Raw genomic sequence first — 24980 nt, 5'->3', positions numbered from 1 at the left:
CCCGTCGCCCTCCGCGGCGGGGCCCGTCGTCCGGCGGCCGTCAGCGGCCGGTCAGCAGCCGTCTGAGCCGGTGCAGTTTGGGGTAGCGTTCGCGCAACTCCCGGGAGCGGCGGTCCAGTTCCTCCCACAGCCGGGCGGAGCGCTGTTCCACGTCGAGTTCGGCCAGCACCCGGTCCATCTCGGCCAGCAGGGCGCCCTGCAGTTGCCACTGCCGGGGGTGTTCGCGCACCCGGGACAGCAGCAGGGCGGCGGCGCGGTCCCGGCCGGTGCGGGCCGCGGCCAGGTCCTCGGCCAGCCGGTTCTCCGCCGCCTCGGCGCTGGCGCTGACCTGGGAGGTGATCAGCACCGCGAAGCTCTCCACCGCTCGGGCCAGATGACCCAGGACGTCCTCCAGAGCGACCGCCACCTCCGGAGGGAAGAGGGTTTCCTCGGACCGCTCCTTGGCCAGGTCGGTCAGGGTGCGGCTCATCACCCGCAGCACCACTGCGGAGATCTCCAGCGCGTCCAGGCCGGTGCGCAGCACGATCCGGGACAACAGCCCCTCCCGGACCCTCGGGTTGAGCCGCAGGCTGTCCTCGGCCTGCCGCAGCGAGGCGTCGACCTGGGTGATGTCATGGTCCAGGCGGCGGGCCTCGTACAGCCGGGCGGCGGCCTCCTCCACCGGGATGTGCCGGCCCACGGCGGTGGCCATGTGCTCCAGCAGGCGGCGCATCCGGCGGGCCATCTCCTGGATGGCCTGCCCGGCGGGCTCCACCCAGACCGGGGGGACCAGCAGCACATTGAACAGCAGGCCCACCACCGCGCCGATCAGGGTCTCCAGCACCCGGTCCCAGGCGGTCTCGGCCACCCGGGTGACGCCCAGCACCAGCATGGCGCTGATGGCCACCTCGGGGACGAATTCATCCACCCGGACGAAGTGGCCGATCACCAGCGAGGCGAAGATGATCAGTCCCAGACTCCACCAGGTCAGGCCCACCAGGACGCTGAAGCCAATGGCGATCAGCACGCCGGCCACCACCGAGTTCACCCGGCGGATGCCGGTGGTGAGGGTGGAGTAGAGGGTGACCTGGACGACCAGCAGCGCGGTCAGCGGGGCGGTCAGCGGGGCCGGTTCCCTGCTGAGGTTCAGGGCCACCACATAGGAGATCACCGCCGCCGCGGTGGAGCGCACGGTCTGTGCCACCACCGGTTCTCTGCTGCGGCGGGCCAGGACGGTCAGGGGCTTGACGATCTCGACCACGCCTAGTCGTGTTCCCGATCAAGACTGGCCCTAACGGACGACCTGACGGACGACCTGACGGACCCGCTGACGGATGCTCTGGCAGACGTCCTAGCGGACGGCCAGCGGTGCGGTGGCGGCGACCACCAGGGCCAGGGTGGTCAACAGGGTGGCCAGCAGGGCGATCAGCCGGCGCTGGGCGCGCAGCCGGGCGCGCCGGGCGGCCTCCCGGCGCCAGCGGGCGCTCTGCGCCCGGGCTCCGGCGGCCAGGAAGTCCCGTTCGGCGGTGGTCAGTCGGCCCTCGTCCGGCGGCCGGCGCCGGGCCTCGGCCAGCCGGCGGCCCCGGTAGAGCAGCGCGGGGTCGCGGCCGGCGGCCCGCCAGCCGGCGGCCGCCTCGGCCAGGGCGTGCCGCCGGCGCAGGTCCTCGGGGTCCTCGGCGGTCCAGTGGGCCAGCCGGGGCCAGGCGTGCTGGGTGGCGCCATGGGCCAGGGCGACCCGGTCCCGGTCCAGGGTGAGCACCCGGGCGGCGGCGAGGTGTTCCAGGACGGCGGCGGTGCCGGGGTCGTCATCCAGTGTGGTCCGGGCCACCGGGCGGGGTGGGCCGCCGGTGCCGCCCGGGTCGGCCAGGCGCAGCAGCACCTGCCGGGCGTGCCGTCGCCCGGCCTCGTCCAGCGCGGTGAAGGCGGTCTCGGCGGCCTCGACGAGGGTCCGTTCCAGGCCGCCGGCCGCGCGGAACTGGGCCAGGGTGAGCAGGGTGCCGGTGCGGGCGTGCCAGGTGGCCAGCAGGGCGCGGGAGAGCAGGGGCAGCGCGCCGGGCTGTCCGGCGGTGCCGGCAATCAGCACCGCGAGCAGCCGGTCCTCCACCGTGCAGGCGGCCCGGGCGGCGGGTTCCACGATGGCCCGGTGCAGTTCCTCGGGGCTCATCGGTTCCATGGTCAGCGGGTGGGCCAGCAGGGGGTGGCCGGCGCAGTGCGGCAGGGCGTCGGAGCGCAGTGCCAGCAGCAGGCGGCAGGGCGGTCCGCCGGTGCGGGCGGTCTGCCAGAGGGCGTCCAGGAACCGTTCCCGCTCGGCGGGGTGCGGGCAGCGGGTGTAGAGCTCTTCCAACTGGTCGACCAGGAGCAGGGGTTCGGGGGTGCCGGGGCGCTGTTCCCGGCCGACGCGGGTCAGGCAGTGGGTGAGGGTGCGCATGGGTTCCGGGCCGGGGGTGCAGCCGATGACGGCCGGTGCGGGGGCGGCGGCCCGCAGCCGGGCCAGTGGGCCGGCGTTGAGCAGGGAGGTCTTGCCGCAGCCGGAGGGGCCGGTCAGTACGGTCACCCGGGCGCCGCGCAGCCGGCCGCAGACCTCCTCGACAAGCCGTTCCCGGCCGAAGTAGCGGCCGGCGTCGGCCACTTGGTAGGCGGCGGCACCCAGGTAGGGCGGGCGGGCGGCGCCCCGGCCGTTGAGGGAGGCGGCCACCGTGTGCCAGCGGGCCTCCCACTCCTTGACGTCGCCGCCGCAGGCACGGACATAGGCGCTGGTCACCGCGAGGGTGGGCAGTTTGCGGCCACCGGCCGCCACGGAGAGGCTGGCGGCCGAGGAGTGGGCGCGCAGGGCGAGTTGGCGGTAGGTGGGGCTGCCCGCCCGCTGCCGCAGCAGCCGCAGGCCGGCGGCGAATCTCAGCAGGGGCGCGTCCCCTTCGTCCAGCGGCCGTTCGCTACGTGGCACTGACCCGCCTTCCTCCCCGTCGCAATGGGTGGATCAGCACGCTATCCACTGCGGAACGGTCAACAGCACCATAAATTCCGTCGATTCATCGAAGAGTCCCGTCAGATATGACAACCAATACCGCTCATTTTCGATTGTTCACCGTTGGTTGCAGTTGGTTGTTCGAGCGGCAGGCACCGGTCCCGAACAACGCCGTTGCGGTAGGCATGGAACGGCGGGGGGCCGATCAACGGACGGCACCCGCTGCCCTGCCCCTGTGCCGCCCCCGGTCGGAGATCAGCCATGAAGTACACGCGGTACTGCCGGTCCCTGTTATCCACCCCCGCCACCGCCGTAGGCCGGTACGTCGCCGGTCACCGCTCCGGGGCGGACATCGCCATGGTCGATCTGGAGGACTCCGTTCCGCCGGCCCGGAAGGAGGAGGCCAGGCGGCGCGCCGAGGCGTTCTTCTCGGCCCCCTCGGCCCGGGGCGTGCGCTGCGCGGTGCGCATCAACACCGTCAGCGGGCCCGAGGGGCTACGGGACCTGCTGGCCCTGCACAGCTACCGGATCAAGCCGGATGTGGTGCTGGTGCCCATGGTGGAGTCCCGGCGCGACATCGAGATCGTGGAGCAGGTGCTACGGCCGTGCTGCCCGGACACCGAGTACTTCGCCGTCCTGGAGACACCGCGCGGACTGCAGGACGCGCCCGCCATCGCCACCGCCTCGCCCCGGCTGCGGGCACTGGTCTTCGGCTCGGCGGACTATGTCCTGGCCACCGGCGCCCGGCTGTCCTGGGAGGCACTGGCCTACGCCCGCTCCCGGCTGGTCAACAGCGCCCGGGCGGCGGGCATCGAGGTGATGGACTCCCCGCTGTTCGAGGTGCTGGACGAAGGGGCGCTGGCCTGCGAGGCCGCGCTCGCCAAGGACCTGGGATTCAGCGGGAAGATCGCGGTCCACCCCCGCCAAGTACCCGTCATCAACCGGGCGTTCTCGCCCGACGCACAGACCCTGGCCCGGGCCCGGAAGATCGTCGAGGCGGGACGGCGCAACGGCCGGGACATCACCGTGGTCGACGGCGCCATGGTCGGCATGCCGTTCTTCGAGGCGTCCCGCAGGCTCCTGGAGGAGTTCGGCGAGCGCCGTGCGGACCCCGTGCACTCCACCCCCGCTGCCCAGGAGAGGGAATGATGGCCGAAAATCCCCCACTTGACATCACCGGCCCCCATCACTACCGCAATAGCGCCACCATGCTCCAGGCCGCCGATCCCGCCTGGCAGGGCGCCGCCCAGGCCGGGCTGATCGGCATCCGGGTGGACACCCCGGACGCCAACAACCGGCTGGTGGACCCGGACAGCGGCCATGAGTTCGTCAATATGTGCTCCTGTGCCTATCTGGGGCTCAACCACCACCCGCGGATCATCCAGGGCGCCGTGGACGCGCTCCAGGAGGCCCAGGCCACCTGGCTGGTGGTGGCCACCACCCGGATCCGCCACCGGCTGCTGGCCAGGCTGGAGGAGGAGCTCGGCGAGCTCTTCGGCGCCCATGTGCTGCCCGGCGCCTCCTGCACCGCGCTGACCGCCGGCATCCTGCCGCTGATCGCCTCCGGACATCTGAGCGACGGCAAGCCCAGGGTGATGGTCTTCGACCGCTTCTGCCACTTCTGTATGTCCTATGTCAAACCCATCTGCGCCGATGAGTCCCTGGTGCTCACCTGCGGCCACAATGACCTGGACGAGCTGGAGGACATCTGCCGCCGCTACCCCCGGGTCACCTATGTCGCCGACGGCGCCTACTCCATGGGCGGCGCCGCGGCCCTGGACGGACTGCGCGAACTCCAGGACCGCTACGGGCTGTTCCTCTACATCGACGACTCCCACTCGCTGTCCATCCTGGGCGACCGGGGCCAGGGCTTTGTCCGTTCCCGGCTGGAGATGAACGAGCTCACCGTGATCGTCTCCAGCCTGGGCAAGGGCTTCGGCACCGGCGGGGGGATCGCCATGCTGGGCAGCCGGGCCCTGTTCGAGTTCCTGCACCGCAACGCCGGACCGGTCGGCTGGTCCCAGAACATGTCCCTGCCGCTGGTCGGCGCCTCGCTGGCCAGCGCCGCACTGCACCGCTCCGGTGAACTGGCCGGACTCCAGCGGCAACTGCGGGAGAACATCGAGCACTTCGACCGCTGCTACCCGACCGCCTTCGCGGGCAATGGGCTGCCGGTGCGGCGCATCACGGTCGGCGAGCCCCAGGCCGCCGTCAAGCTCTCGGAGGAGATGTACCGGCGCGGCTTCTACTGCTCCGCGGTCTTCTTCCCCATCGTCCCCAAGGGCGAGGCCGGGCTGCGCATCATGCTGCGATCCGACCTCAGCCGGGAAAAGCTGGACGAGTTTATCGGCCACATCCGCGAACTGACCGAGGACTGACCCGAGTCGGAAGGAGACAGCGTGCCGCCCAGCGGCTATGAACGCACCGGCCCCCAGCGGTTCCGGGAAGTGGTGGGCTTCTGCTACGAGGACTTCACCGTGGGCGAGGTGATCGAGCACCGACCCGGACGGACCGTCACCGAGATGGACAACGTGCTGATGAGCATGCTCTCCATGAACGACGCCCCCCTGCACATCGACAGCGCCTACTGCGAGAGCACCCCCTGGGGCCGCCCGCTGGTCTCCAGTCTGGTGACGCTGAGCATCGTGGGCGGGATGACCGCCCGCAGCACCAGCGGCAAGGCGCTGGCCAACCTCGGCTGGGAGAACATCCGGCTGCCGCACCCGGTGTTCGTCGGCGACACCCTCTACTCGGAGACCGAGATCCTCGCCAAACGCGCGTCCAGGAGCCGGCCGGGCGAGGGCATCATCTCCTGCCGGACCACCGGCACCACCGCCAAGGGCGATGTGGTGATCGTCTTCGAACGGAGCTTCCTGGTCCCCTGCCGGGAGGGAGCCCGATGACCGCTCTGCTCATCGGCAACACCCGCACCGAGGACATGGTGGGCGACCTCGGCGCGCAGAGCGTCGCCCAACGGCGGCTGGCCGCCTGCGCCGCCCACCGGATGCTGTGGTGGGCCCGGGACGGCGACGTCCTGGTGCTGCCCACCGCGCCGGGCGAGGACTACGCCGACTACGTCACCGCCCTCACCGGCATCCGCCGCGACTCGCTCACCGTGCTGGTCCCCGCCCCCGGCCGGCTCGGGGCGGGCATCCTCTCCCCCGACCGGCTGGCCGACCCCGGCTTCCTGGCCCGGCTGCGCACCGCGCTGGCCGGACGGACCGTGGACCGAGTGCTCCCGGTCTACGCGGACCCCGCCGTCGCCGCCCTGGCCGGCCGGCTGGGCGCCGAGTCCGCGCTGCCCGGCCACGCCTTCCACGCCCAGGGCGGCGGCGCCCTGGTCAACGGCAAGGCCGCCTTCCGCGCCATCGCGGCCGGCTGCGGCATCCCGCTGCCACCGGGCACCGTGGCCACCAACCCCGAGGAGGCCGGCCTGGCGGTCACCGCCCTGCTGGACCAAGGCCACTGCGCCATCCTCAAGCAGGAGTTCGCCTGCGGCGGAGCCGGCAACCACATCCTCAGCCCACGCCCCGGCGTCCGGCCCAGGGGAGCCCGCACGGTCACCGTGACCACCGGTGCGGCCGCCGTACACGGCTTTCTGGCCGAGCGCTGGCCGGTGCTCACCGCCGGCCACCGGCACCGTCTGGTGATCGAGCGCTACTACCCCGAATCCACCGCCGTCTACGCCGAGTTCGACATCGGCGACCGGGCCGTCACCCTGCTGGGCACCGGTGAGATGCTGATGGATCCCACCGTCACCGGGGAGATCACGCCCGCCCTGGTCCTGCCCGCCGGCCGGCACCGCCTGCTCATCGAGGAGGCCCGGCGGCTGTGCGCCGTCTACCAGGCGATGGGCTACCGGGGGAACCTCAGCCCGGACGCCATCCACACCCCCGCCGGGGAGCTGCTGTTCACCGAGGCCAACGGGCGGCTGACCGGCTCCACCCATCTGCACTCCGCGATCGGCGCCCGGCTGCTGGGCCCGGACCGCCGCGCCCACCGGGTGCTGGCCGAGGACGGCGGCCTGCCCGCCCCCTCCTTCCGCGCCGCCCGCGACCGCCTGTCCGCCGGCGGCCTGGCCTATGACCCGGCGACCGGCACCGGCACCCTCCTGACCGCAGACTCCACCACGGCCGACGGCACCGTGACGCACTGTGTGATCGCCGAAGACGCGGACACCGTCCGCGACATCCAGCGGGCCCTGGCCGGGCTCGTCACCGGCGTACGGGCCTGACACCCCCGTGCAACCACGCACCCCCGTCCCCCGACCCCCGAAGGGCTCCCATGCGCCTCAACAGCTACGACGGCTGGTCCCCGCTGCGCGAAGTGATCCTGGGAACGGCGGAGAACTACTCCTGCCATGAACGTGAGCTCTCCTTCGACCTGTTCTTCCACCCCGAGATGCCCCACGACCAGATGTACTACCCCCGCCATCTGCCACCGGACCGGGCCGCCGCCAAGAGCCCCATCAAGCGGCGCTATATCGACGAACTCAACGAGGACGTCGAGCAGATGGCGGAGATCCTGGCCTCGCTGTCCATCACCGTGCACCGGCCCGCCCGGCTGGACCCGGGCACCCATGAGGTCCGTACCCCCGCCTTCAGCGCGGGCGTGATCCCCGCCCTCAATGTGCGCGACAACTGCATCGTCCTCGGCGACGAGATCATCGAAACCGCGCCCCAGGTGCGCGCCCGCTACTTCGAGACCCAGTTCCTCAAGCCGGTCTTCGCCGACTACTTCCGGCGCGGCGCCCGCTGGAGCGTGATGCCCAGGCCGCTGATGACCGACGCCTCCTTCGACATCTCCCGTATCACCGCCGACAGTCCGCCCGGCGAACTCCTGGAACCCATCGCCGACCCCCGGCCCTCGCCCTATGACGTGGGCCTGGAGATGATGATCGACGGCGCCCAGTGCCTGCGGCTGGGCCTGGATGTGTTCATCAATGTCTCCACCGCCAACCACGCCCTGGGCTATGACTGGCTGGAGCGCCACCTGGCGGGCCGGCTGCGGGTCCACCGCCTGGACGCCCTGGCCACCGACCATATCGACAGCACCGTACTGGCCCTGCGCCCGGGGCTGTTGCTGGTGCGCTCCCCGCAGATCGCCGAGCGACTGCCCAAGCGGCTCCAGTCCTGGGACATGATCTTCCCGCCGGAGCCCCGGGACAACCAGTTCCCCGTCTACGAGGACGACGACCTGGTGCTCACCAGCCGCTATATCGACCTCAATGTGCTGTCCGTCTCCCCTGACACGGTGCTGGTCAACTCCGCCTGCCCGGAGCTGATGCGCACCCTGGAGCGCCACCGCCTCACCGTGGTGCCGGTCCGCCACCGCCATCGCCGGCTCTTCGGCGGCGGACTGCACTGCTTCACCCTGGACACGGTGCGCGAGGGGTCCGCGCCCGAGGACTACCTGGGAGGCTGAGCCGGATGCGAGCGGTGGTGATGGACCGCTTCGGCGGTCCCGAGGTGCTGCGGGTGCGGGAGATACCCGAACCCACCGCCGGCCCGGGGGAGTTCCTGGTGGACGTCACCCTGGCCGGCGTCAACTACGCCGATCTGCAGGTGCGTCAGGGCGCCTACCGGCCGCCCGCGCTGCCCGCGGTGCCCGGCGCCGAGGTGGTCGGCCGCCGCCGCCCGGACGGACGGCGGGTGGCCGCGCTGCTCCGGGCGGGCGGCGGCTACGCCGAAGTGGCCGCGGTCAAGGCCGCGTACAGCGTGGAACTGCCCGAGGACATCGACGACCGCACCGCGGCCGCCCTGCTGGAACAGGGCTGCACCGCCTATGCCGCCCTGGTCACGGTGGGCCGGCTGGCCCCGGGCGAGAGCGTGGCGGTGGCCGCCGCCGCGGGCGGGGTGGGCCACCTCGCGGTCCAACTGGCCCGTGCCCTGGGCGCGTCCACCGTGGTCGGTATCGCCTCCACCGAGGAGAAGCGCCAGCTGGCCCGGCGCGCCGGGGCCCAGCATACGGTCGCCTCCATCGGGCAGGTGGCCGAGGTGGTGCCCGGCGGCGTCGGCCTCTGTCTGGACTCCCTCGGCGGGCCCGATCTCAAGCCGGTGCTGGCGGCGCTGGCCCCGTTCGGGCGGCTGGTCTACTACGGGCACCGTGGGCAGGAGCCCGCCGCACCGTCGATGGCCGAGCTGACCGAGCGGTCCCTGGGGGCCCATGCGCTGTGGATGCAGCAAGTGGTGGACGACCGCGCGGTGTTCACCGCCACCGTGGAGCGGCTGTTCGCCCTGGCCCGCGCCGGACGGCTCACCCCGCACCTGGACCGGGTGGCCCCGCTGGCCCGGGCCGCGGCGGTGCACTCCGCCATGGCCGGCCGCCGCACCATGGGCAAGTTGCTGCTGGACACCCGGACTTGACGGGGATTGTGCGCGGCGCGGGCAGTGGGTAGGGTCCCCTCGGGTCTGTGGATCAGGCCGTTGCTGTCTCGCGGTGTAGGTGGGGAAGTGTCTGTGGTCACGGGTAAGATAATTCGCTTCGATGAGTTCCGCGGTTATGGGTTCGTCGCGCCGGACACCGGTGGCGAGGACGTCTTTATGCACGTCAACGACGTGGATGCGGACAAGCGCCTGATCGTTCCGGGCGCGCTGGTGGAGTTCCTGGTGGAAGAGGGCGACCGGGGCCTGAAGGCCTCCCAGGTGCGCCTGCTGGACCGGCCCGCCACGGTGCGCTCCGGCTCCCCGCAGCCGGGCGGCTTCGCGGCCGGATCCGGCGGCGGGGAGGACGGCGACTGCGATGTGCTGTCCACCAAGGAGTTCCTGGACGAGGTAACCGAGGCCCTGCTGGGCTCGGCGCCCACCATGACCGCCGAGCAGATCCTCCAGGCCCGCCAGCGGCTGCTGCGCCTCGCGGGCCACCATGGCTGGGTGGAGGCGTAACGCACCCGTCGTGGTCCCGGAAGGCGGACCGGGTGTCAGAGGTAGACCAGGCGCACCACGGTGAGGGTCAGCACGCTCTCGCTGACGTAGTAGCGCACCACCACATCGGCGACGGTGGCCTCCCGCCGGTCCTCCTCCTTGTTGATCGGCGTGGAGCCATGGCCGTAGGGGTCCTCGGCCATGGCGCGCAGGGCGCTTTCGAAGCGGCTGCGCCGGGCCCCGTCCATCGTGGTGCACGCCCGGTCGGCGGGCGGCGCGTACTGCACCCGGTAGCCGCTCACGCCATCTCCGGGCGGGCCGCCCCGGCGGGCAGCGCCCCGATGTCCTCACCGCGTTGCAGCCGGTCGAAGAGCTCCTCGTCCTCCTGGTCCGCGGTGGTCAGGGAGAGGGCCCAGCGGGTCAGCGCGACGGGCAGCTCCACGGTGGACAGGTGCCGGATCTCCCGGTCGAAGGCCGCGGCCCGGTCCTCGTCCAGGGCCGAGCGGATGCCGGCGATGGTGGCGGGCAGTTCCACCAGTTCTCCGCCGATCACGGTCTTCAGCGTCGCGTCCATCACATCCTCCTCAGGGCTGCCGACACAGTATGCGACGTGCCCCGCGCCGTGGTGCAGGTGCTGTTGGACGGCGGAAGCGGCCGTGCGAGAGTGGGCCCCGTAGGTGATCAAGAAAGAGCTGACCGAGAAAGGGGCTTGCGGTGGCGCAGGAAGTCCGTGGAGTGATCGCACCGGGCCGTGACGAGCCGGTCCGGGTGGAGACGATCGTGGTACCGGACCCGGGCCCCGGCGAGGCCGTCGTCCGGATCCAGGCGTGCGGGGTATGCCACACCGATCTGCACTACAAGCAGGGCGGCATCAGCGATGACTTCCCCTTCCTGCTCGGCCATGAGGCCTCCGGCGTGGTGGAGACGGTCGGCGAGGGCGTCACCGAGGTGGCGCCCGGGGACTTTGTCATCCTCAACTGGCGGGCGGTGTGCGGCCAGTGCCGGGCCTGTCTGCGCGGGCGCCCGCAGTACTGCTTCAACACCCACAACGCCCGGCAGAAGATGACGCTCACCGACGGCCGTGAGCTCTCCCCCGCGCTGGGCATCGGCGCCTTCGCGGAGAAGACCCTGGTCGCCGCCGGGCAGTGCACCAAGGTCGACCCCCGAGTCTCCCCCGCGGTGGCCGGGCTGCTGGGCTGCGGGGTGATGGCGGGCATCGGTGCCGCCATCAACACCGGCGGGGTGGGCCGGGGCGACTCGGTGGCGGTCATCGGCTGCGGCGGGGTGGGCGACGCGGCCATCGCCGGCTCCCGGCTGGCCGGCGCGGCCCGGATCATCGCGGTGGACATCGACGACCGCAAGCTGGAGACCGCCCGGAAGATGGGCGCCACCCACACCGTCAACTCCCGTACCACCGACCCCATCGAGGCCATTCGCGAGCTGACCGGCGGCTTCGGCGCGGATGTGGTCATCGAGGCGGTGGGCCGCCCGGAGACCTACCGGCAGGCCTTCTACGCCCGCGACCTGGCGGGCACCGTGGTGCTGGTCGGAGTGCCCACCCCGGAGATGAAGCTGGAGCTGCCGCTGCTGGATGTCTTCGGGCGCGGCGGCTCGCTGAAGTCCTCCTGGTACGGCGACTGCCTGCCCTCCCGGGACTTCCCCATGCTCATCGACCTGCATCTGCAGGGCCGGCTGGATCTGGGCTCCTTTGTCACCGAGACCATCGAACTGACCGAGGTGGAGAAGGCGTTCGAGCGGATGCACCACGGCGATGTGCTGCGCTCGGTGGTGGTCTTCTGATGACGGCCCGCGTAGGACACCTCACCACCTCCGGCACCTTCTCGCTGGACGGCGGTGTCTGGGAGGTGGACAACAACGTCTGGCTGGTGGGCGACGAGCACGAGGTGCTGGTGGTGGACGCCGCCCATGACGCCGAGGCCATCGCGGCAGCGGTGGGCGGCCGACGGGTGGTGGCCATTGTGTGCACCCACGCCCATGACGACCATATCGACGCCGCGCCGGCGCTGGCCCGGCTGACCGGCGCGCCGGTGCTGCTGCACCCCGCCGACCTGCCGCTGTGGCGGCTGACCCACCCCGACCGCGCGCCGGACGGGGAGCTCGCGGACGGCCAGGTGCTGCGGGTGGCCGGCACCGAGCTGACCGTGCTGCACACCCCGGGGCACGCGCCGGGGGCGGTCTGTCTCCACGCGCCCGCGCTGGGCACCGTGTTCACCGGGGACACCCTGTTCCAGGGCGGGCCGGGCGCCACCGGCCGGTCGTTCTCCGACTTCCCCGCCATTGTCGCCTCGATCCGTGAGCGGCTGCTGACGCTGCCGCCGGAGACCGTGGTGCGCACCGGGCACGGGGAGTCCACCACCATCGGCGAGGAAGCCCCGCATCTCGAGGAGTGGCTGGCCCGCGGTCACTGAAACCCCCACCGAAGGGAAGTCAGCATGGAATCAACCGACTTGACCGGGATCGCGGAGATAACGGACCCGGCCGAGCTGCGTGCGCTGCTCGGCGAGCCGGTGCCCCGGGTCGCCCACAAGGAGCGCCCCCGTCTCCATGAGCTCGACCGGCAGTGGCTGGCCCACTCGCCGTTCTGCCTGGTGGCCACCTCGGCGGCGGACGGCAGTTGCGATGTCTCCCCCAAGGGCGACCCGGCCGGGTTCACCCTGGTCCTGGACGACCGGACCATCGTGATCCCCGAACGCCCGGGCAACCGGCGGGCGGACGGCTTCCACAATGTGCTGAGCAATCCCCATGTGGGCCTGATCTATCTGCTGCCCGGCCGGACCGACACCCTGCGCATCAACGGCCGGGCCCGGGTGCTGCGGGACGCGCCGTTCTTCGACCGGATGACGGTGCGCGGGCACCGGCCCGGGCTCGCCCTGCTGGTGGAGGTGGAGGAGGTGTTCCACCACTGCTCCAAGGCGTTCCTGCGGTCCGACCTCTGGCGGCAGGAGACCTGGAACCCGGAGGCGATGGCCTCAAGGGCCCGTATTTCCCAGGCACTTGAGCGCCCGGAGGACTCCCTGGCCGACCTGGAGCGCTACTACGGCCCCGGCTACGCCAAGAACCTCTACTGACGCCTCTCTCCTCGCGGGGGCGGTGCCCCCGCGAGAACCGCGTCAGGTGCCGGGCTTGCGGCCGTAGACGAAGACCGCGTCACCGGTGCGCAGCCGCTGCCAGTATGCCTTGGCGTCCCTGAGCCGCATATTGACGCAGCCGTGCGAGCCGGGCGGCGAGTAGACGCTCCCGGCGATGGAGTGGAACGCCTGCCCGCGGTCGAAGAACTGGCTGTAGGGCATGCGGACGTGGTACAGCGTCGACATATGGTTCTTGTCGCGCAGATAGATCCGCTTCAGTCCGGTCCGGGTGACAAAGCCCTTGCGGCCGGAGCGTATATGGACCGGCCCGTAGGTGATCCGCTTGCCGTCCTGGATCCAGCTGATCTGCCGGGTCAGGTCGACGCAGGCGATCCGCCCCTTGTTCACGGGGCACTTGTGGTGGGGGTCGGTGGCCGCCTGTGCGGAACCGCCGCTCACCACGGCCAGCGGCACCGCCAGCCCCGCGGCCGCGAGCAGTACGCCCAGCCGCGTTCTGAACGTGTTGTGTGTAGTCGTCACGGTCCGTGAGACCGGGCACATCATCGAATGGTTGCACGGGAACCAGATGATTTGTTCGGGATATTACGGACCGGTCATCGGCTCCGGTACCGTCCGCCCGGTCCCCCGTACCACCCGGGCGAACAGCCGGGCGTCATGCACCGCGGCCCCGCCGGAATCGTTGTTGAAGTACGCGTAGACCTCCGCCGAGTCCGGCCAGGCATCGGCGATCCGCCGTGCCCAGCTCGCCAGCGCCGCCCGGCCGTAGCGCGGCCAGGGCCGGGCCCGGCCGTGGTGGAAGCGCACATAGCCCCAGGGGGCCGTGCGCCACAGCGGGGTCACCGGCCGCGAGTCGCGGTCCGCCCAGCACAGCGCGGCTTGCCGGCGCTCCAGCACCCGCCGCACCTCGTCCGTCCACCAGGACTCGTGCCGGGGCTCCACCGCCACCCGGATCCGCTCCGGGAAGCAGGCCAGCACCGCGTCCAGGGCCTCGGGCGAGCCCTTGAGCGTGGGCGGCAGCTGCAACAGCACCGGCCCCATCCGCTCCCCCAGCCCGGCCGCGTGCCGCAGCAGCCGGTCCACCGGCTCCTCCGGTTCCCGCAGCCGTTTGATGTGGGTCAGATAGCGGCTGGCCTTGACCGCCATCACAAACCCCCGGGGAGTGCGCTCCCGCCAGGAGGCGAAGGTCTCCGGGGAGGGCAGCCGGTAGAAGGCGTTGTTGTTCTCCAGGGTCGGGAAGTGCCGGGCGTACTCCTCCAGCCACAGCCGCTGCGGACAGCCCTCGGGGTAGAGGACACCGCGCCAGTCCGGGTACTGCCATCCCGAGGTTCCGATGAGTACGGGCATGGAACGATCTGTGCCCCGAGACCGGAGAGGCCCATCATGACCGACCCGAACTGCGCCTTCTGCGCGATCGTGACGGGCGCCGCCGAGGCCCACCTGGTGTTCCAGGACGCGGCGGCGGTGGCCTTTCTGGACGCCCGCCCGCTGTTCCCCGGCCATGTGCTGGTGGTGCCCCGCCGGCACAGCGCCACCCTCACCGACCTGCCCGCCTCGCTGGTCGGCCCGTTCTTCGAACGGATCCGGCGGATCACCGGCGCGGTGGAGCGCGGGATGGATGCCGCGGGCAGCTTGGTCGCCGCCAACAACCGCGTCAGCCAGTCGGTGCCCCATTTCCATGTCCATGTGGTGCCGCGCAATCCCCGCGACGGGCTGCGCGGCTTCTTCTGGCCGCGCGGCCGCTATGCCTCGGCCGAGGAGGCGGCGGGGGTGGCGGACCGGATCCGGGCGGCCCTGGGCGGGGACGGAGCCTGAACTTGGCCCTCCACCGGACCGGCCGAATACTGGAAGGGCGGGGAGGTGCATCATGCGATTCGACAACAGAGCGGATGCCGGCCGCCGCCTCGCCCAGCGGCTGACGCACCTGCGCTCGGAACATCCGGTGGTGCTGGGCCTGCCACGCGGCGGCGTCCCGGTGGCCTATGAGGTGGCCCGGGAACTGGACGCCCCACTGGATGTGATCATCGTCCGCAAGCTCGGCGTCCCCTACCACCGTGAGCTGGGCTTCGGCGCCCTCGGCGAGGGCGGCGTCCGGGTGGTCCGCGACGACATCATGCGGATGAGCCGGGTCAATGAGCACGACCTGGCCGAAGTCCAGCACGGCGAGGAGGCCCAGCTGCGCCGGCAGGCCGAACGGTTCCGCGGCGGCCGCCCCAGGATCCCCCTCAAGGGCCACACCGCCGTGGTGGTGGACGACGGAGTGGCCACCGGGTCCACCGCCTCCGCGGCCTGCAAGGTGGCCCGGGCCCAGGGAGCGGACCGGGTGGTGCTGGCGGTGCCGGTGGCCTCGCCGGACGCGGCCGAGGAGCTGCGGCACGAGGTGGACGAGCTGGTCTGCCTGTCCACCCCGGCGCTGTTCTCGGCGGTCGGCGAGTGGTACCGGGACTTCTCCCAGACCGAGGACGAGCAGGTCATCGAGCTGCTGCGGCGCAGCGCCGGCCCCACCGCGCCGGCCACCCACATCCACTCCACCGCACCGGTGGACCTGGCGGTGGACGACCGCACGGTGGCCCTGCAGGGCGATCTGACCATGCCCGCCGGGGCCGTCGGGGTGGTCGCCTTCGCCCATGGCAGCGGCAGCAGCCGGCACAGCCCGCGCAACCGGGCGGTGGCCGAGGCGCTCAACCACGCCGGGCTGGGCACCCTGCTGTTCGACCTGCTCACGCCCCGGGAGGCCGCGGACCGGGCGAATGTGTTCGCGGTGGAGCCACTGGCCCGCCGGCTGGCGGAGGTGACCGTCTGGCTGCGCAAGGAGGCCGTGCCCGTCTGCTACTTCGGGGCCAGCACCGGCGCCGCGGCCGCCCTGTGGGCCGCCGCCGGTGTGCACACCGGCGAGATCGCGGCGGTGGTCTCCCGGGGCGGGCGCCCCGACCTGGCCATGGACCGGCTGCCGGATGTCACCGCGCCCACCCTGCTGGTCGTCGGCGGCCGGGACGAGACAGTGCTGGACCTCAACCGGCAGGCGGCCGCCCGGCTGCGCTGTGAGCACCGTCTGGACGTGGTGCCCGGCGCCACCCATCTCTTCGAGGAGCCGGGCGCCCTGGAGACCGTCTCCGACCTGGCCTGTGACTGGTTCCTGGCCCATCTGGCGCCGGCCGCGGCCGCGGCGTCCTGACGGGCGGCCCCGACCGCCCGTCGGACCGCGGGACGGCGAAAAGATCAAGCCCGGGTCTGTTATCCGGCGCTGTGACGGGGAACTCCGCAAGCATCCGTTCCGACCGATTTCGGGGACGCTGCGGAGGTGTTCCATGACGCGAGCGGACGCCCCTGACCCGGCGGGCGCCGGCCTCATAGTGGGCCGGCGGCGGCTGGTGACCTCAGTCATGCTGGCCCCGGTGCTGGCCGGCGCCGCGACGACTCCGGCCACGTCAGCCCCGGCTCCGGCCGCGGGCGTGCGGCCCCTGGGGTGCGCGCCGGCCGTCAAGCCGGTGCCCACCACCGCCGAGCACTGGGGAGGGGTCGCCGAATCCCTGGAGCGGCGCGGCGAGATGCTGCATGAGCTGTACTACCACGTGCCCTTCCCGCGCGGGGATCTGCGGGTGATGTGCCGCGGGGTGCGGGTCAGCCCCGCGCTGGCCCTGGGGTCGCATGTGTCCTTTGTCCACTACGACGACGACAGCACCATGGTCATGGGTGATCTGGTGGCCACCGAGGGCGAGTTGCAGAAACTGAGCGATGCCCTGCGCGCCCACGGGTTCACCCAGACCGCCATCCACAAGCACCTGCCGGCCCACTCCCCCGAGGTCTGGTGGACGCATGCCCACGCACATGGCGACGACCCGGCCGAGCTGGCCCGGGCGCTGCGCGCCGTCCTCCGGCACACCGGCACCCCGCCGCCGGCCCCGGCCCCGGCCCACCGGGCGCAGGCCCTGGACCTGGACATCGCCGGGATCGAGGAGGCCCTGGGTACCAGGGGGATCAGTGGTGAGGGCGTGCACACCTGCACCTTCAACCGCCGGGAGACCATCACCGACATGGGCCGGGTGCTGCCTCCGGGACTGGGGGCCACCACGGCCTTCAACTTCCAGCCCCTGGGCGGCGGCAGGGCCGCGCTCAGCGGTGACTTTGTGATGACCGCCGAGGAGGTCCCCGATGCCCTCGGGGCGCTGCGCCGGGGCGGGATCGATCTGGTCGAACTGCACAACCACGGTCTGACCGATGAACCCCGGCTGTTCTTCACCCACTTCTGGGGCGTGGACGACGCCGTGAAGCTGGCCCGGGCCCTGCGGCCGGCGCTGGACGCCACCAATGTGCTGCCGTCCAGGTGACCGAACTGCCCTCTACAGCAGCGCTATCGCCCCCAGGAGCAGCAGGTTGCACACGCCCTGGGCCACCGCGCAGGCCAGGGCCGAGCCGGTCAGTGCCCGGCAGACGCCCAGGGCCAGGCCCATCAGGAACACCGAGGGCAACACCCCGCAGATCACCTTGGGGTTGAGCGGGTGCAGGCCGTAGTCGCCGAGGTGGACCAGGGCCCAGCCGGCCGCGGTGAGCACCATGGCCGCGTAGCCGCCGGCGGCCCGCCGTACCGCGCTGTAGAGCACTCCCCGGTAGCAGACCTCCTCGGCCAGCGGCACCACCGCGCCCATCACCAGCAGCATGGCGGCCACCCCCAGCCAGTGCGGGCCGGGCACCAGGCCGTCGAACAACTTCGGTACCAGCACCACCCAGTTGTCCTCGCCCCGGCCGAATGCCGCCCGGGTGGCCAGGAAGGTCTCGGCATAGGCCAGGGCGACCAGCGCGGTGCCGGCCACCGCCGGCCGTAACGCGAAGCGGCACAGTCCCGCCCCGTCGGCCCGGCCCTCTCGCTCCACCACCACCAGCACCGCGGCGCTCAGCAGCACCGACAGCGCCATCAGCGCCACCGTGAACGCCCCGGCCACCCGCACCACCGCCAGCACCGCGAACAGTACGGCCGCCGAGGCGGCGGGGGCCGCGGTGTGCCGTTCCCGAAGCCGGGCGACCGTGGTCACCATCACCGCCACCGCCGCTCACCCCGCCCTGGCCGGGCGGCGCCGCAGCCAACTCAGGCTGGGCAGCCACCAGTTGTAGCGGTGGAGCAGCAACAGGGTGGCGGGGACGAACAGCATCCGGATCAGGGTGGCGTCCAGCAGCACCGCCAGCCCCAGCCCGGTGCCGTACTGACGGAGCATCAGGGTGGAGGACAGCACCATGGTCCCCAGGCTGCCGGCCATCACCAGCCCGGCCGCGTTGATCACCCGGCCGGTGTCCACCACGGCCCGCATGGTGGCCTCCTCCTGGGGCACCCCGCCGCGCACCAGATCGCGCACCCGGGTGACCAGGAAGATCTCATAGTCCATGCCCAGCCCCATCATCAGCACGGTGAGGAAGATGGGCAGGTCGTCGATGACCGCCTGGCCGCGCCAGTCCCGGAACAGCAGCACGGTCAGGCCGATCGCCCACACATTGCTCATCATCAGGGTGGCGATCAGCCGCAGCGGGATCAGCAGGGAGCGCAGCGCCACCACCAGCATCACGCAGACGCCCGCCGAGACCAGCGCCACCATCTGCCAGAAGCTGGTGCGCAGCGCGGCTCCGTACTGGCGGTCGACCTGGGTGGCGCCGCCCACCTCCAGCCGGGCCGGCTGTCCGGCGCCGGTTTCCACGGCCCGTTGGACGCGCTGTACGGTCCGGGCGGCCGGCGGAGAGTAGGGCGGGTCGGCCAGCGCGACCACAAAGCGCAGGGCGCCGTCGCGGGAGACATAGTCCTCGCGCAGCCCGGCCGGCATCCGGCTGGTCCGGTCCTGGTCCCAGGGTTTGCCGAAGGGGCTGGTTGCGGAGTCGACGGAGGCCACTCCGGGGATCGCGGCCAGGCGGGCGGTGAAGGCGGCGACCTTCTGCCGTCCCTGTTCGGTGAGTTGGCCGTCGGTCACGGTGCCGGGTGTGGCGCGGCCGACCACCACGGTGGGCAGGACGGCGGACTCCCCCCAGGTGCGGGCCACGGCCTGGAAGCCGGCCCGGGAGTCGGTGGCCGGGCTGAGCGCCACCGGGTCGGCGGTGGAGCGGTGATCGGCCGCGACCAGGGCCAGCGGCACCGTCACCGCGGCGAACACCAGCACCACGGCCACCTTGCGGCGGCGGGCGAACTCGGCGGTGCGCCGCAGGTACCGGCCCAGGGCGCTGTGGTGTTCCAGGTCGGCCAGCGGGGAGCGGCCCAGGGCGAAGAACCGGTCGCCGAGCAGGACCAGCAGACAGGGGGTCAGGGTGAGCGCCGCCAGCAGCACCACGGGGATGCCGAGCAGCCCGCCGTAGCCCAGCGGCGGGATCCAGTCGACCGGGGAGACCAGGGTGGCGCCGAAGGCCAGGGCCACCGCGATGGCCGCCAGCAGCATGCTCTCGCCGGCGTGCACGGTGGCCTGGACGGCGGCCTGGCGCGGGGGGCGGCCGGCCAGCCGCTCCTGCCGGTAGCGGGAGGAGAGCAGCATGCTGTAGTCCACGCCGGCGCCCAGCATCACAAAGGTCATGATGGTGACCGTGAACTGGGTGAGCGTGACCTGCCGGCCCAGCAGATACAGCCCGGCCTGGGAGACGTTCATGGCCAGGCCGATGATGACCAGGGTGAGCACGGCCGGCACCAGGGCGCGGAAGAACAGCAGCAGGACCACCAGGATGATGGCGTAGGCCACCGACTCCATCAGCGAGTTGTCGTCCTCGGCCTTGGCGTAGGTGTCATGGATCAGCGCCAGTTCGCCGGTGATGTGCACGGTGGCGGTGCCCTTGAGGTGGTTGCGCTCCACCAGGCCGGCGGTGGTCTTCCGCAGCCAGTCCACATCGGGGTCCTTGCCGGCCTTGGGGGTGTAGCTGACCGAGGCCAGTGCGGTGTGGCCGTCCGGGGCCAGCAGCCGTCCGGTCAGTTCGGCGGGTACCGGCACCGGGAAGTGCCGCCAGTCGGCGCGCACGGTGGCGGTGGTGGCGGCGGCACGCACCCCCGCCTCGTCGGGGGCGGTGGCCGCCTGGCGGGCGGCGTCGGCCAGTGCGGCGGGCACCTGGCCGGCGGTCACCGCCGCGTCGGCCACCCGGCGCCGCTGGTCGTCCGTGCCGCCCTGGCTCGCCGCCCGCTTGTGCACCGGTTCGAGCACGGCGCTGACCGCGTCCCGGTAGACGGTGAACGCGGAGCTGGTGCGGTCCACCTCGCCGCTGCGGACCCGGCCGGCCAGCCGGTCGTCCAGCCCGGCCAACAGGGCCCGGATCTCCGGGCGTTGGACCGAGTCGGCCTGCACCACCACGGTCACCTCGCGCTGGGAGCGCTGGGGGAAGGAGGTCTCGGCCAGCTTCTCCGCCCGGGCGCTGCTGGTGCCGGGCACCACCTTGGAGGCGCCCTGGTCGGTGAGCGAGGAGTTGAGCCGGGAGGCGAAGGGGAAGCAGGCGGCGATCAGCAGCAGCCACACCAGAATGACGGTCTTGGGCCGGGCGGTGATCTGTTCGGCGAAGCGCCGCAGGGCCCGCTGGGTACGGCCGGGCGTACCGACGGGCGCGGGCCCGGCCGGTGCGGCGGCGGCCCGGCCGGCGGGTGCCTCGCCGGTGGAGCGGTTCATGTGCGGGCCCCCGAGGTGCCGGCTCGGGGGGCGGCGGCCGGCCGGTCGGCGGGCTTGGCGCCAGTGACCACCACAAAGGTGTGGTGCAGGTCCAGCCTGCCTTCCCTGGCGAGGAGTTGGGCGAGTCCGGCGCGTATCCGGTCCAGCACCTGCTCCTCACGGGCGGAGTCCACGGCGTCCTTGAAGCCGGCCGCGGCGCCCGAGCGCTGGATCCACTCCACCACGTCCTCCGGGGTGTGGGCGGGGATGACCTGACTGCCCTCCCGGCGTACCGCGACGGTCAGCCCCGCCTTGGTGAACCAGCGGGCCACGGTGGCCGCGTCCTTGGGCAGGGCCACCCGCACCAGTCCGGTGAGCAGGGTGGGGTCGTCGGCGAAGATCCGTTCCAGCCGTTCGGTGAGCGCCTTATGGGCGTCGGCCCGGGTCTCGATGACCACCACCCGGCCGCCGGGCCGCAGCACCCGCTCGATCTGGGCCAGCAGCCGGGGCGGTTTGCTGTAACAGATGGCCCAGCCGACCACCACCACATCGGCGCTGCCGCGGGGCAGGCCCTGCAGGAAGGACTCCATGTCGCCCTCGGAGAGCTCCACCCGCAGGCTGTCCCGGCCGCCGGGCCGCGGCGGCACCTTGGCCCGGGCGACGGCCAGCATGCCGGGCGACTTGTCGACGGCCAGCACGGTGCCCCGGCCCTCCAGCCGCCGGACGATCTCGGCGGTCAAGTGCCCGGTGCCGCAGGCGAGTTCGATGACGGTGTCGCCGGGGGTGACGGGCACCTCGGCGAGGGCCGCCAGGGAGTGCCGGCCCATCACGGGGCTGAAGTAGGTGTCATAGTCCTCGCTGGCGGCGTTGTAGTCCGCGGTGGGGTCCGCGTGCGACCTGCTCAGCGCCAGGCGCAGGGCCCGGGCGGCGAGGCGGGCACGGCTCATGGGGGAACTCCTTCGATGGGTGGGTCGGGGCGGCGGTGCGGGCGAGCAGCAGCAGGCCCAGGGCGCAGGCCGCGGTGCCCAGGACGGCGGCGGTCCGGGCGGGGAAGGCCAGGCCGGCGCCCCAGCCGATGGCGCCGGCGCCGGCCGCCGCGGCCAGCGCGGCGGGGCGGGTGGGCAGCGCCGGGGCCATGGCCAGGCCGGCGGCCAGGGCGCACAGGGCCGCCAGGGCGGCGGCCGTGCGGGTGCCCTGGGCGGTCCAGAGGCAGGGCAGGACGGCGCCGAGCAGCAGCAGTCCGGCCGCCGGGGCGGCGGGGTGGGCCGGGCGGTGCCACCGGCCGCCGCGGGCGAGCAGGGTGCCGGCCGCCGCGCCCAGGGCGGCCGCGGCCAGCGGTGGCCAGAGCGGGGTGTGCGGTCCGGCGGGGCCCAGCAGGGCGGCGCCGGTGGCCCCGAGCGCCGCCGTGGCGGGCAGCGGGGCGGCGTGTGCTCCGGGCGCCGGCGGCCGGGGGCGTGTCACGTCGCGGCCGCCGGTTCCGGCTGCCGCAGCAGGTGGGCCTCGGCGGCGAAGGCATCCAGGGCGCGGTCGAGTTGTTCGGGTGTGTGGCTGGCCATATAGCTGGTGCGCAGGCGGGGTGAGGCGGCGGGCGGCAGCACCGGGTTGACATAGACGCCGCGGTCCAGCAGCCGCCGCCACAGGGTGAGGGTCTCGGTGGTGCCGGGGGTGTGCAGCGGGACCACGGGGGTGTCGCTGCTGCCGGTGTCCACCCCGACCCTGGCCAGTTCGCCTCGGACGTAGGTGGCGTTCTTCCGTGCCCGGTAGGCCAGTTCGGGCTCGTCGCGCAGGATGCGCAGGGCGGTGAGCGCGGCGGCGGTGTCGGCGGGCGGCAGGGAGGCGCTGAACATCAGGCTGCGGGCGTGGTGGCGCAGGTAGTGGATGGCGTCCTCGTCGCCGATGACCGCGCCGCCCAGCGAGGCCAGGGACTTGCTGAAGGTCACCGTGACCAGGTCGACCTCGTCGGTGAGGCCGAAGTGGGCGGGGGTGCCGCGGCCGCCGGCCAGGACGCCCAGGCCATGCGCGTCGTCGACGATCAGCCGGGCGCCATGGGCGCGGCAGACCCGGCTGATGGCGGGCAGGTCGCAGATGTCGCCCTCCATGGAGTACACCCCGTCCACCACCACCAGGCGGGCGGCGTCCTCGGGCAGGGCCGCCAGGGCGCGTTCCAGGGAGCCGGCGTCATTGTGCTCGAAGCGGCGCAGCCGGGCGCCGCTGAGCCGGCAGCCGTCGATGATGGAGGCGTGCGCGTCCTGGTCGATCAGCACATGGTCGCGCGGGGTGAGCAGGGCGGCGATGACCCCCAGGTTGGTCTGGTAGCCGGTGGACATCACCAGGGCGGCCTGTTTGCCGTAGAAGGAGGCGAGTTCGGCCTCCAGCTCCTGGTGCAGGGTGAGGTTTCCGTTGAGGAAGCGGGAGCCGGTGCAGGAGGTGCCGTACCGGTCGACCGCGGCACGGGCCGCCGCCCGCACCCGTAAGTCCCCGGTCAGCCCGAGGTAGTTGTTGGAGCCGCACATGATGATCTCCCGGCCGTCGCGGATGACGGTGGGGCCCTCATGGCCGTCCAGCGGGAGGAAGTAGGGATAGAGTCCGGCCGCGATCACTTCCCGGGCGGCCGTGAAGGTGGAGAACCGTGCGAAGACATCCACCGGATTCCTTCTTTCCTGTTCGTGAATCCATGCGGGCCGATGTCCGGACATGCCGAATGACCGCATGGCGGGCGGAGAACAGCGGAGAACGATCGGAGACCCTGGTCAGGGCCGCCGGCGAAATGTCAGCACAACGGACAGACGATCATTCCTGATTCCCCCGATCATGAATGAGAAGGCGCGTCCCGACATGGCGGGCGCCACCACCGGAGGCGTTCAATTCGCTACTCCGGTCGAATTGAAGCCGACCGTAGTCAGCCCCGGACGCGATAGTCAAGCAAATCCGGTCCGCTATGACGAGCGCCATCCTGAATCGCTCGATCCCCTTTATCCTGGCGGCACTTGATCGAAAATCCGGGCTGGTCAGGCCCGGTGCTAGTCTGATTCCGACCGTCTGGACGGTTGGCCAACCACCCGGCGGGCACGGTGACAGCCCAGTGACGGGAGAGCATGTGCGTGACCAACTGCTCGACGCGGTCGAACGGTTGCTGGCCCACCGGGGCGTGGACGCCCTTCGGCTGGACGCGGTGGCGACCGAGGCCGGGGTCAGCAAGGGCGGCCTGCTGCACCACTTCCCCAGCAAACTCGCCCTGATCCAGGGGGTGGTGGAGCGCCTGGCCGACCGCTTCGAGGCCGGTCTGCCGCCACCCGGGGCGCCGCCCGGCGCCTTCACCCGGGCCTGGCTGACCACCACCGTTCCGGCCACCGCGGACGGGGAGCGCACCGCGGACCAGGTGCCCCTCGCCCTGCTCGCCGCCGCCGGCGGCCCCGGGGTCCTGGAGGTGCTGCGCGAGCGCTACACCGGCTGGCAACAGCGCCTGGAACAGGACGGGTTGGACCCAGCGGTGAGCACCCTGGTGCGCATGGCCGTGGACGGCTGGTGGACCGCGCGCCTCCTCGGCCTGGCCGCCCCCGATGACGCCCTGCACACCCAACTGCACCAATTGCTCTACGAGTTAACCCAAGACCCAGGCGTACCGCGGGCCACCGGCGTCCGGCGCAGCCACTCCACCAGTGAAGGAGCACATTGATGGGAGCCCTGATGATCGCCGGGGCGATCCTCTCCGAAGTGATCGCCACCCTCTCGCTGCGTGCCTCGCACGGCCTCACCCGTATCGGCCCCACCATCATTCTGGTGATCGGTTATGGAGCAGCCTTTGTCCTGCTCTCCCAGGCGCTCAAGACGCTCAATGTGGGCCCGGTGTATGCCATCTGGTCCGGCCTGGGGACGGTCGGGGCTTTCGCCGGCGGGGTGCTGCTGTTCGGTGAACGCATCCGTCCGGCGACGGTGGCCGGTGTGGTCCTGGTGGTCATCGGTGTCGCGGTGATGTATCTCGGCGGCGGAATGGAGCACTGATGAACTCCCGGAAAACACCGAGGGGACTGCGGCTGACGAAACGGGCCATGCTCGTCACCGACATCGGTTTCCTGCTGTACTGGGCGGCCACCCTTTTCCGCCTCATCCCGCCGGAATACGCCTACAAGAACTACGACGACCCGGTGATGAGTGACTGGAACTATTCCTTCGTCCCGCTGGACATCGCCGCCAGCCTCACCGGGCTGGCCGCGCTGCGGCTGTCCCGGTGCGCCCAGAACGGCCTCTGGCGGCCGCTGATGCTGCTTTCCCTGGCGCTGACCAGTGTGGCGGGGCTCCAGGCCATCGCCTTCTGGGCGCTGCGCGGCGACTGGTCCGCCCAGTGGTGGGTTCCCAATCTCTTCCTGCTGCTCTTCCCGGTGCCGGGCATCGTGGCCACCGCCCGCGCCACGGCCGTTCCCGGGGCCGCCGCGGCGGCCGACTGACACGGCGAGGGCCGGGACCCACCCGGGGT

At 72.3% G+C, this 24980-nt stretch carries 27 protein-coding genes and 1 pseudogene; 17 read left to right on the top strand and 11 right to left on the bottom strand.

The features are described 5' to 3' along the window. Window positions 1-40: 40 nt before the first annotated feature. Together ACIHFE_RS19775 and ACIHFE_RS19770 are read right to left on the bottom strand one after the other, a co-directional pair. Window positions 41-1240 carry an aromatic acid exporter family protein gene (locus ACIHFE_RS19775; RefSeq protein WP_400108268.1) on the bottom strand — a complete coding sequence of 400 codons (1200 nt, stop codon included), beginning with the start codon at window positions 1238-1240 and terminating at the stop codon, window positions 41-43. Between the two features lie 90 nt (window positions 1241-1330). Continuing rightward, window positions 1331-2923, bottom strand: coding sequence for a hypothetical protein (locus ACIHFE_RS19770; RefSeq protein WP_400108267.1), 1593 nt, complete (start codon window positions 2921-2923; stop codon window positions 1331-1333). A gap of 282 nt (window positions 2924-3205) precedes the next feature. Between ACIHFE_RS19770 and ACIHFE_RS19765 the strand changes: the two genes are divergently transcribed. From ACIHFE_RS19765 to ACIHFE_RS19735, 7 genes are all read left to right on the top strand, one after another. Further along, a complete protein-coding gene (locus ACIHFE_RS19765) occupies window positions 3206-4093 on the top strand; it encodes an HpcH/HpaI aldolase/citrate lyase family protein (RefSeq protein ID WP_400108265.1) in 888 nt (295 codons plus the stop codon). Next, window positions 4093-5322, top strand: a complete 1230-nt coding sequence (locus ACIHFE_RS19760; RefSeq protein WP_400108263.1) for an aminotransferase class I/II-fold pyridoxal phosphate-dependent enzyme — start codon at window positions 4093-4095, stop codon at window positions 5320-5322. Before ACIHFE_RS19765 ends, ACIHFE_RS19760 begins: the two co-directional genes overlap by 1 nt. Before the next feature lie 21 nt (window positions 5323-5343). Next, entirely contained in the window at window positions 5344-5847 is a 504-nt protein-coding gene (locus tag ACIHFE_RS19755) for a MaoC family dehydratase (protein ID WP_400108261.1), read from the top strand. Beyond that, window positions 5844-7178: a peptide ligase PGM1-related protein gene (locus ACIHFE_RS19750; RefSeq protein WP_400108260.1), complete on the top strand. Its 1335-nt coding sequence runs from the start codon at window positions 5844-5846 to the stop codon at window positions 7176-7178. Before ACIHFE_RS19755 ends, ACIHFE_RS19750 begins: the two co-directional genes overlap by 4 nt. A gap of 50 nt (window positions 7179-7228) precedes the next feature. Then, a complete protein-coding gene (locus tag ACIHFE_RS19745; RefSeq protein ID WP_400108258.1) occupies window positions 7229-8368 on the top strand; it encodes a glycine amidinotransferase in 1140 nt (379 codons plus the stop codon). A gap of 5 nt (window positions 8369-8373) precedes the next feature. Continuing rightward, entirely contained in the window at window positions 8374-9309 is a 936-nt protein-coding gene (locus tag ACIHFE_RS19740) for a zinc-binding alcohol dehydrogenase family protein (RefSeq protein WP_400108256.1), read from the top strand. A gap of 93 nt (window positions 9310-9402) precedes the next feature. Further along, entirely contained in the window at window positions 9403-9828 is a 426-nt protein-coding gene (locus tag ACIHFE_RS19735; RefSeq protein ID WP_400108254.1) for a cold-shock protein, read from the top strand. 35 nt (window positions 9829-9863) lie between these two features. Here ACIHFE_RS19735 and ACIHFE_RS19730 read toward each other — a convergent pair whose 3' ends face one another. Continuing rightward, window positions 9864-10055, bottom strand: coding sequence for a hypothetical protein (locus ACIHFE_RS19730; RefSeq protein WP_400108783.1), 192 nt, complete (start codon window positions 10053-10055; stop codon window positions 9864-9866). 50 nt (window positions 10056-10105) lie between these two features. Beyond that, the gene (locus ACIHFE_RS19725; protein ID WP_400108252.1) at window positions 10106-10381 is read right to left on the bottom strand and encodes a hypothetical protein; all 276 of its coding nucleotides are present in this window, start codon (window positions 10379-10381) and stop codon (window positions 10106-10108) included. A 140-nt stretch (window positions 10382-10521) separates the two neighbouring features. On the opposite strand from ACIHFE_RS19725, the gene ACIHFE_RS19720 reads away from it, so the two are divergent. From ACIHFE_RS19720 to ACIHFE_RS19710, 3 genes are read left to right on the top strand one after another with little or no spacing between them, the layout of a single operon-like run. Continuing rightward, window positions 10522-11607 (top strand): S-(hydroxymethyl)mycothiol dehydrogenase, encoded by a 1086-nt coding sequence (locus tag ACIHFE_RS19720; RefSeq protein WP_400108250.1) that lies wholly within the window; start codon window positions 10522-10524, stop codon window positions 11605-11607. Next, complete coding sequence (locus ACIHFE_RS19715; protein WP_400108248.1) at window positions 11607-12236, top strand: MBL fold metallo-hydrolase; 630 nt, start codon at window positions 11607-11609, stop codon at window positions 12234-12236. The genes ACIHFE_RS19720 and ACIHFE_RS19715 overlap by 1 nt, the downstream gene beginning before the upstream one ends. 24 nt (window positions 12237-12260) lie before the next feature. Continuing rightward, window positions 12261-12896, top strand: a complete 636-nt coding sequence (locus ACIHFE_RS19710) for a pyridoxamine 5'-phosphate oxidase family protein (RefSeq protein ID WP_400108246.1) — start codon at window positions 12261-12263, stop codon at window positions 12894-12896. A 42-nt stretch (window positions 12897-12938) separates the two neighbouring features. On the opposite strand, the pseudogene ACIHFE_RS19705 reads toward ACIHFE_RS19710, so the two are convergent. Beyond that, window positions 12939-13313 (bottom strand): annotated as a pseudogene (locus ACIHFE_RS19705) (L,D-transpeptidase); the annotation flags it as partial. 186 nt (window positions 13314-13499) lie between these two features. Further along, window positions 13500-14261: a DUF72 domain-containing protein gene (locus tag ACIHFE_RS19700; RefSeq protein WP_400108244.1), complete on the bottom strand. Its 762-nt coding sequence runs from the start codon at window positions 14259-14261 to the stop codon at window positions 13500-13502. A 36-nt stretch (window positions 14262-14297) separates the two neighbouring features. Here ACIHFE_RS19700 and ACIHFE_RS19695 point away from each other — a divergent pair, with 36 nt between their 5' ends. The 3 genes from ACIHFE_RS19695 (at window position 14298) to ACIHFE_RS19685 (ending at window position 17242) form a co-directional block, all read left to right on the top strand. Beyond that, on the top strand, window positions 14298-14729 hold the full coding sequence (locus ACIHFE_RS19695) for an HIT family protein (protein ID WP_400108242.1): 432 nt from the start codon (window positions 14298-14300) through the stop codon (window positions 14727-14729). A gap of 52 nt (window positions 14730-14781) precedes the next feature. After that, window positions 14782-16089, top strand: a complete 1308-nt coding sequence (locus tag ACIHFE_RS19690) for a phosphoribosyltransferase family protein (protein ID WP_400108240.1) — start codon at window positions 14782-14784, stop codon at window positions 16087-16089. A gap of 133 nt (window positions 16090-16222) precedes the next feature. Next, window positions 16223-17242 carry a DUF1259 domain-containing protein gene (locus ACIHFE_RS19685; RefSeq protein ID WP_400108238.1) on the top strand — a complete coding sequence of 340 codons (1020 nt, stop codon included), beginning with the start codon at window positions 16223-16225 and terminating at the stop codon, window positions 17240-17242. 12 nt (window positions 17243-17254) lie between these two features. On the opposite strand, the gene ACIHFE_RS19680 is transcribed toward ACIHFE_RS19685, so the two are convergent. Genes ACIHFE_RS19680 through ACIHFE_RS19660 form a run of 5 tightly spaced genes read right to left on the bottom strand, consistent with a single transcriptional unit; the run spans window position 17255 to window position 23151 of the window. Continuing rightward, entirely contained in the window at window positions 17255-17947 is a 693-nt protein-coding gene (locus ACIHFE_RS19680) for a CPBP family intramembrane glutamic endopeptidase (RefSeq protein ID WP_400108236.1), read from the bottom strand. A 15-nt stretch (window positions 17948-17962) separates the two neighbouring features. After that, on the bottom strand, window positions 17963-20527 hold the full coding sequence (locus ACIHFE_RS19675) for an MMPL family transporter (protein WP_400108234.1): 2565 nt from the start codon (window positions 20525-20527) through the stop codon (window positions 17963-17965). Further along, window positions 20524-21453, bottom strand: coding sequence for a methyltransferase domain-containing protein (locus ACIHFE_RS19670; protein ID WP_400108232.1), 930 nt, complete (start codon window positions 21451-21453; stop codon window positions 20524-20526). The genes ACIHFE_RS19675 and ACIHFE_RS19670 overlap by 4 nt, the downstream gene beginning before the upstream one ends. Continuing rightward, window positions 21353-21967, bottom strand: a complete 615-nt coding sequence (locus tag ACIHFE_RS19665) for a hypothetical protein (protein WP_400108230.1) — start codon at window positions 21965-21967, stop codon at window positions 21353-21355. The genes ACIHFE_RS19670 and ACIHFE_RS19665 overlap by 101 nt, the downstream gene beginning before the upstream one ends. Next, the gene (locus ACIHFE_RS19660; RefSeq protein WP_400108228.1) at window positions 21964-23151 is read right to left on the bottom strand and encodes an aminotransferase class I/II-fold pyridoxal phosphate-dependent enzyme; all 1188 of its coding nucleotides are present in this window, start codon (window positions 23149-23151) and stop codon (window positions 21964-21966) included. Before ACIHFE_RS19660 ends, ACIHFE_RS19665 begins: the two co-directional genes overlap by 4 nt. Before the next feature lie 166 nt (window positions 23152-23317). Here ACIHFE_RS19660 and ACIHFE_RS19655 point away from each other — a divergent pair, with 166 nt between their 5' ends. The 4 genes from ACIHFE_RS19655 (at window position 23318) to ACIHFE_RS19640 (ending at window position 24951) form a co-directional block, all read left to right on the top strand. Next, window positions 23318-23497: a hypothetical protein gene (locus ACIHFE_RS19655; RefSeq protein WP_400108226.1), complete on the top strand. Its 180-nt coding sequence runs from the start codon at window positions 23318-23320 to the stop codon at window positions 23495-23497. A 106-nt stretch (window positions 23498-23603) separates the two neighbouring features. Beyond that, window positions 23604-24182, top strand: coding sequence for a TetR/AcrR family transcriptional regulator (locus tag ACIHFE_RS19650; RefSeq protein ID WP_400108224.1), 579 nt, complete (start codon window positions 23604-23606; stop codon window positions 24180-24182). Then, complete coding sequence (locus ACIHFE_RS19645) at window positions 24182-24508, top strand: DMT family transporter (protein ID WP_400108222.1); 327 nt, start codon at window positions 24182-24184, stop codon at window positions 24506-24508. Before ACIHFE_RS19650 ends, ACIHFE_RS19645 begins: the two co-directional genes overlap by 1 nt. Beyond that, entirely contained in the window at window positions 24508-24951 is a 444-nt protein-coding gene (locus tag ACIHFE_RS19640) for a DUF5360 family protein (RefSeq protein WP_400108220.1), read from the top strand. The genes ACIHFE_RS19645 and ACIHFE_RS19640 overlap by 1 nt, the downstream gene beginning before the upstream one ends. The last annotated feature ends 29 nt before the right edge of the window (window positions 24952-24980 follow it).

It is taken from the genome of Streptomyces sp. NPDC052396 (assembly GCF_044593195.1).
Taxonomy (GTDB): Bacteria; Actinomycetota; Actinomycetes; order Streptomycetales; family Streptomycetaceae; genus Streptomyces.
The sequence above is the reverse complement of the archived record's forward strand: the minus strand, read 5'-3'. Positions and strand labels throughout refer to the sequence as shown.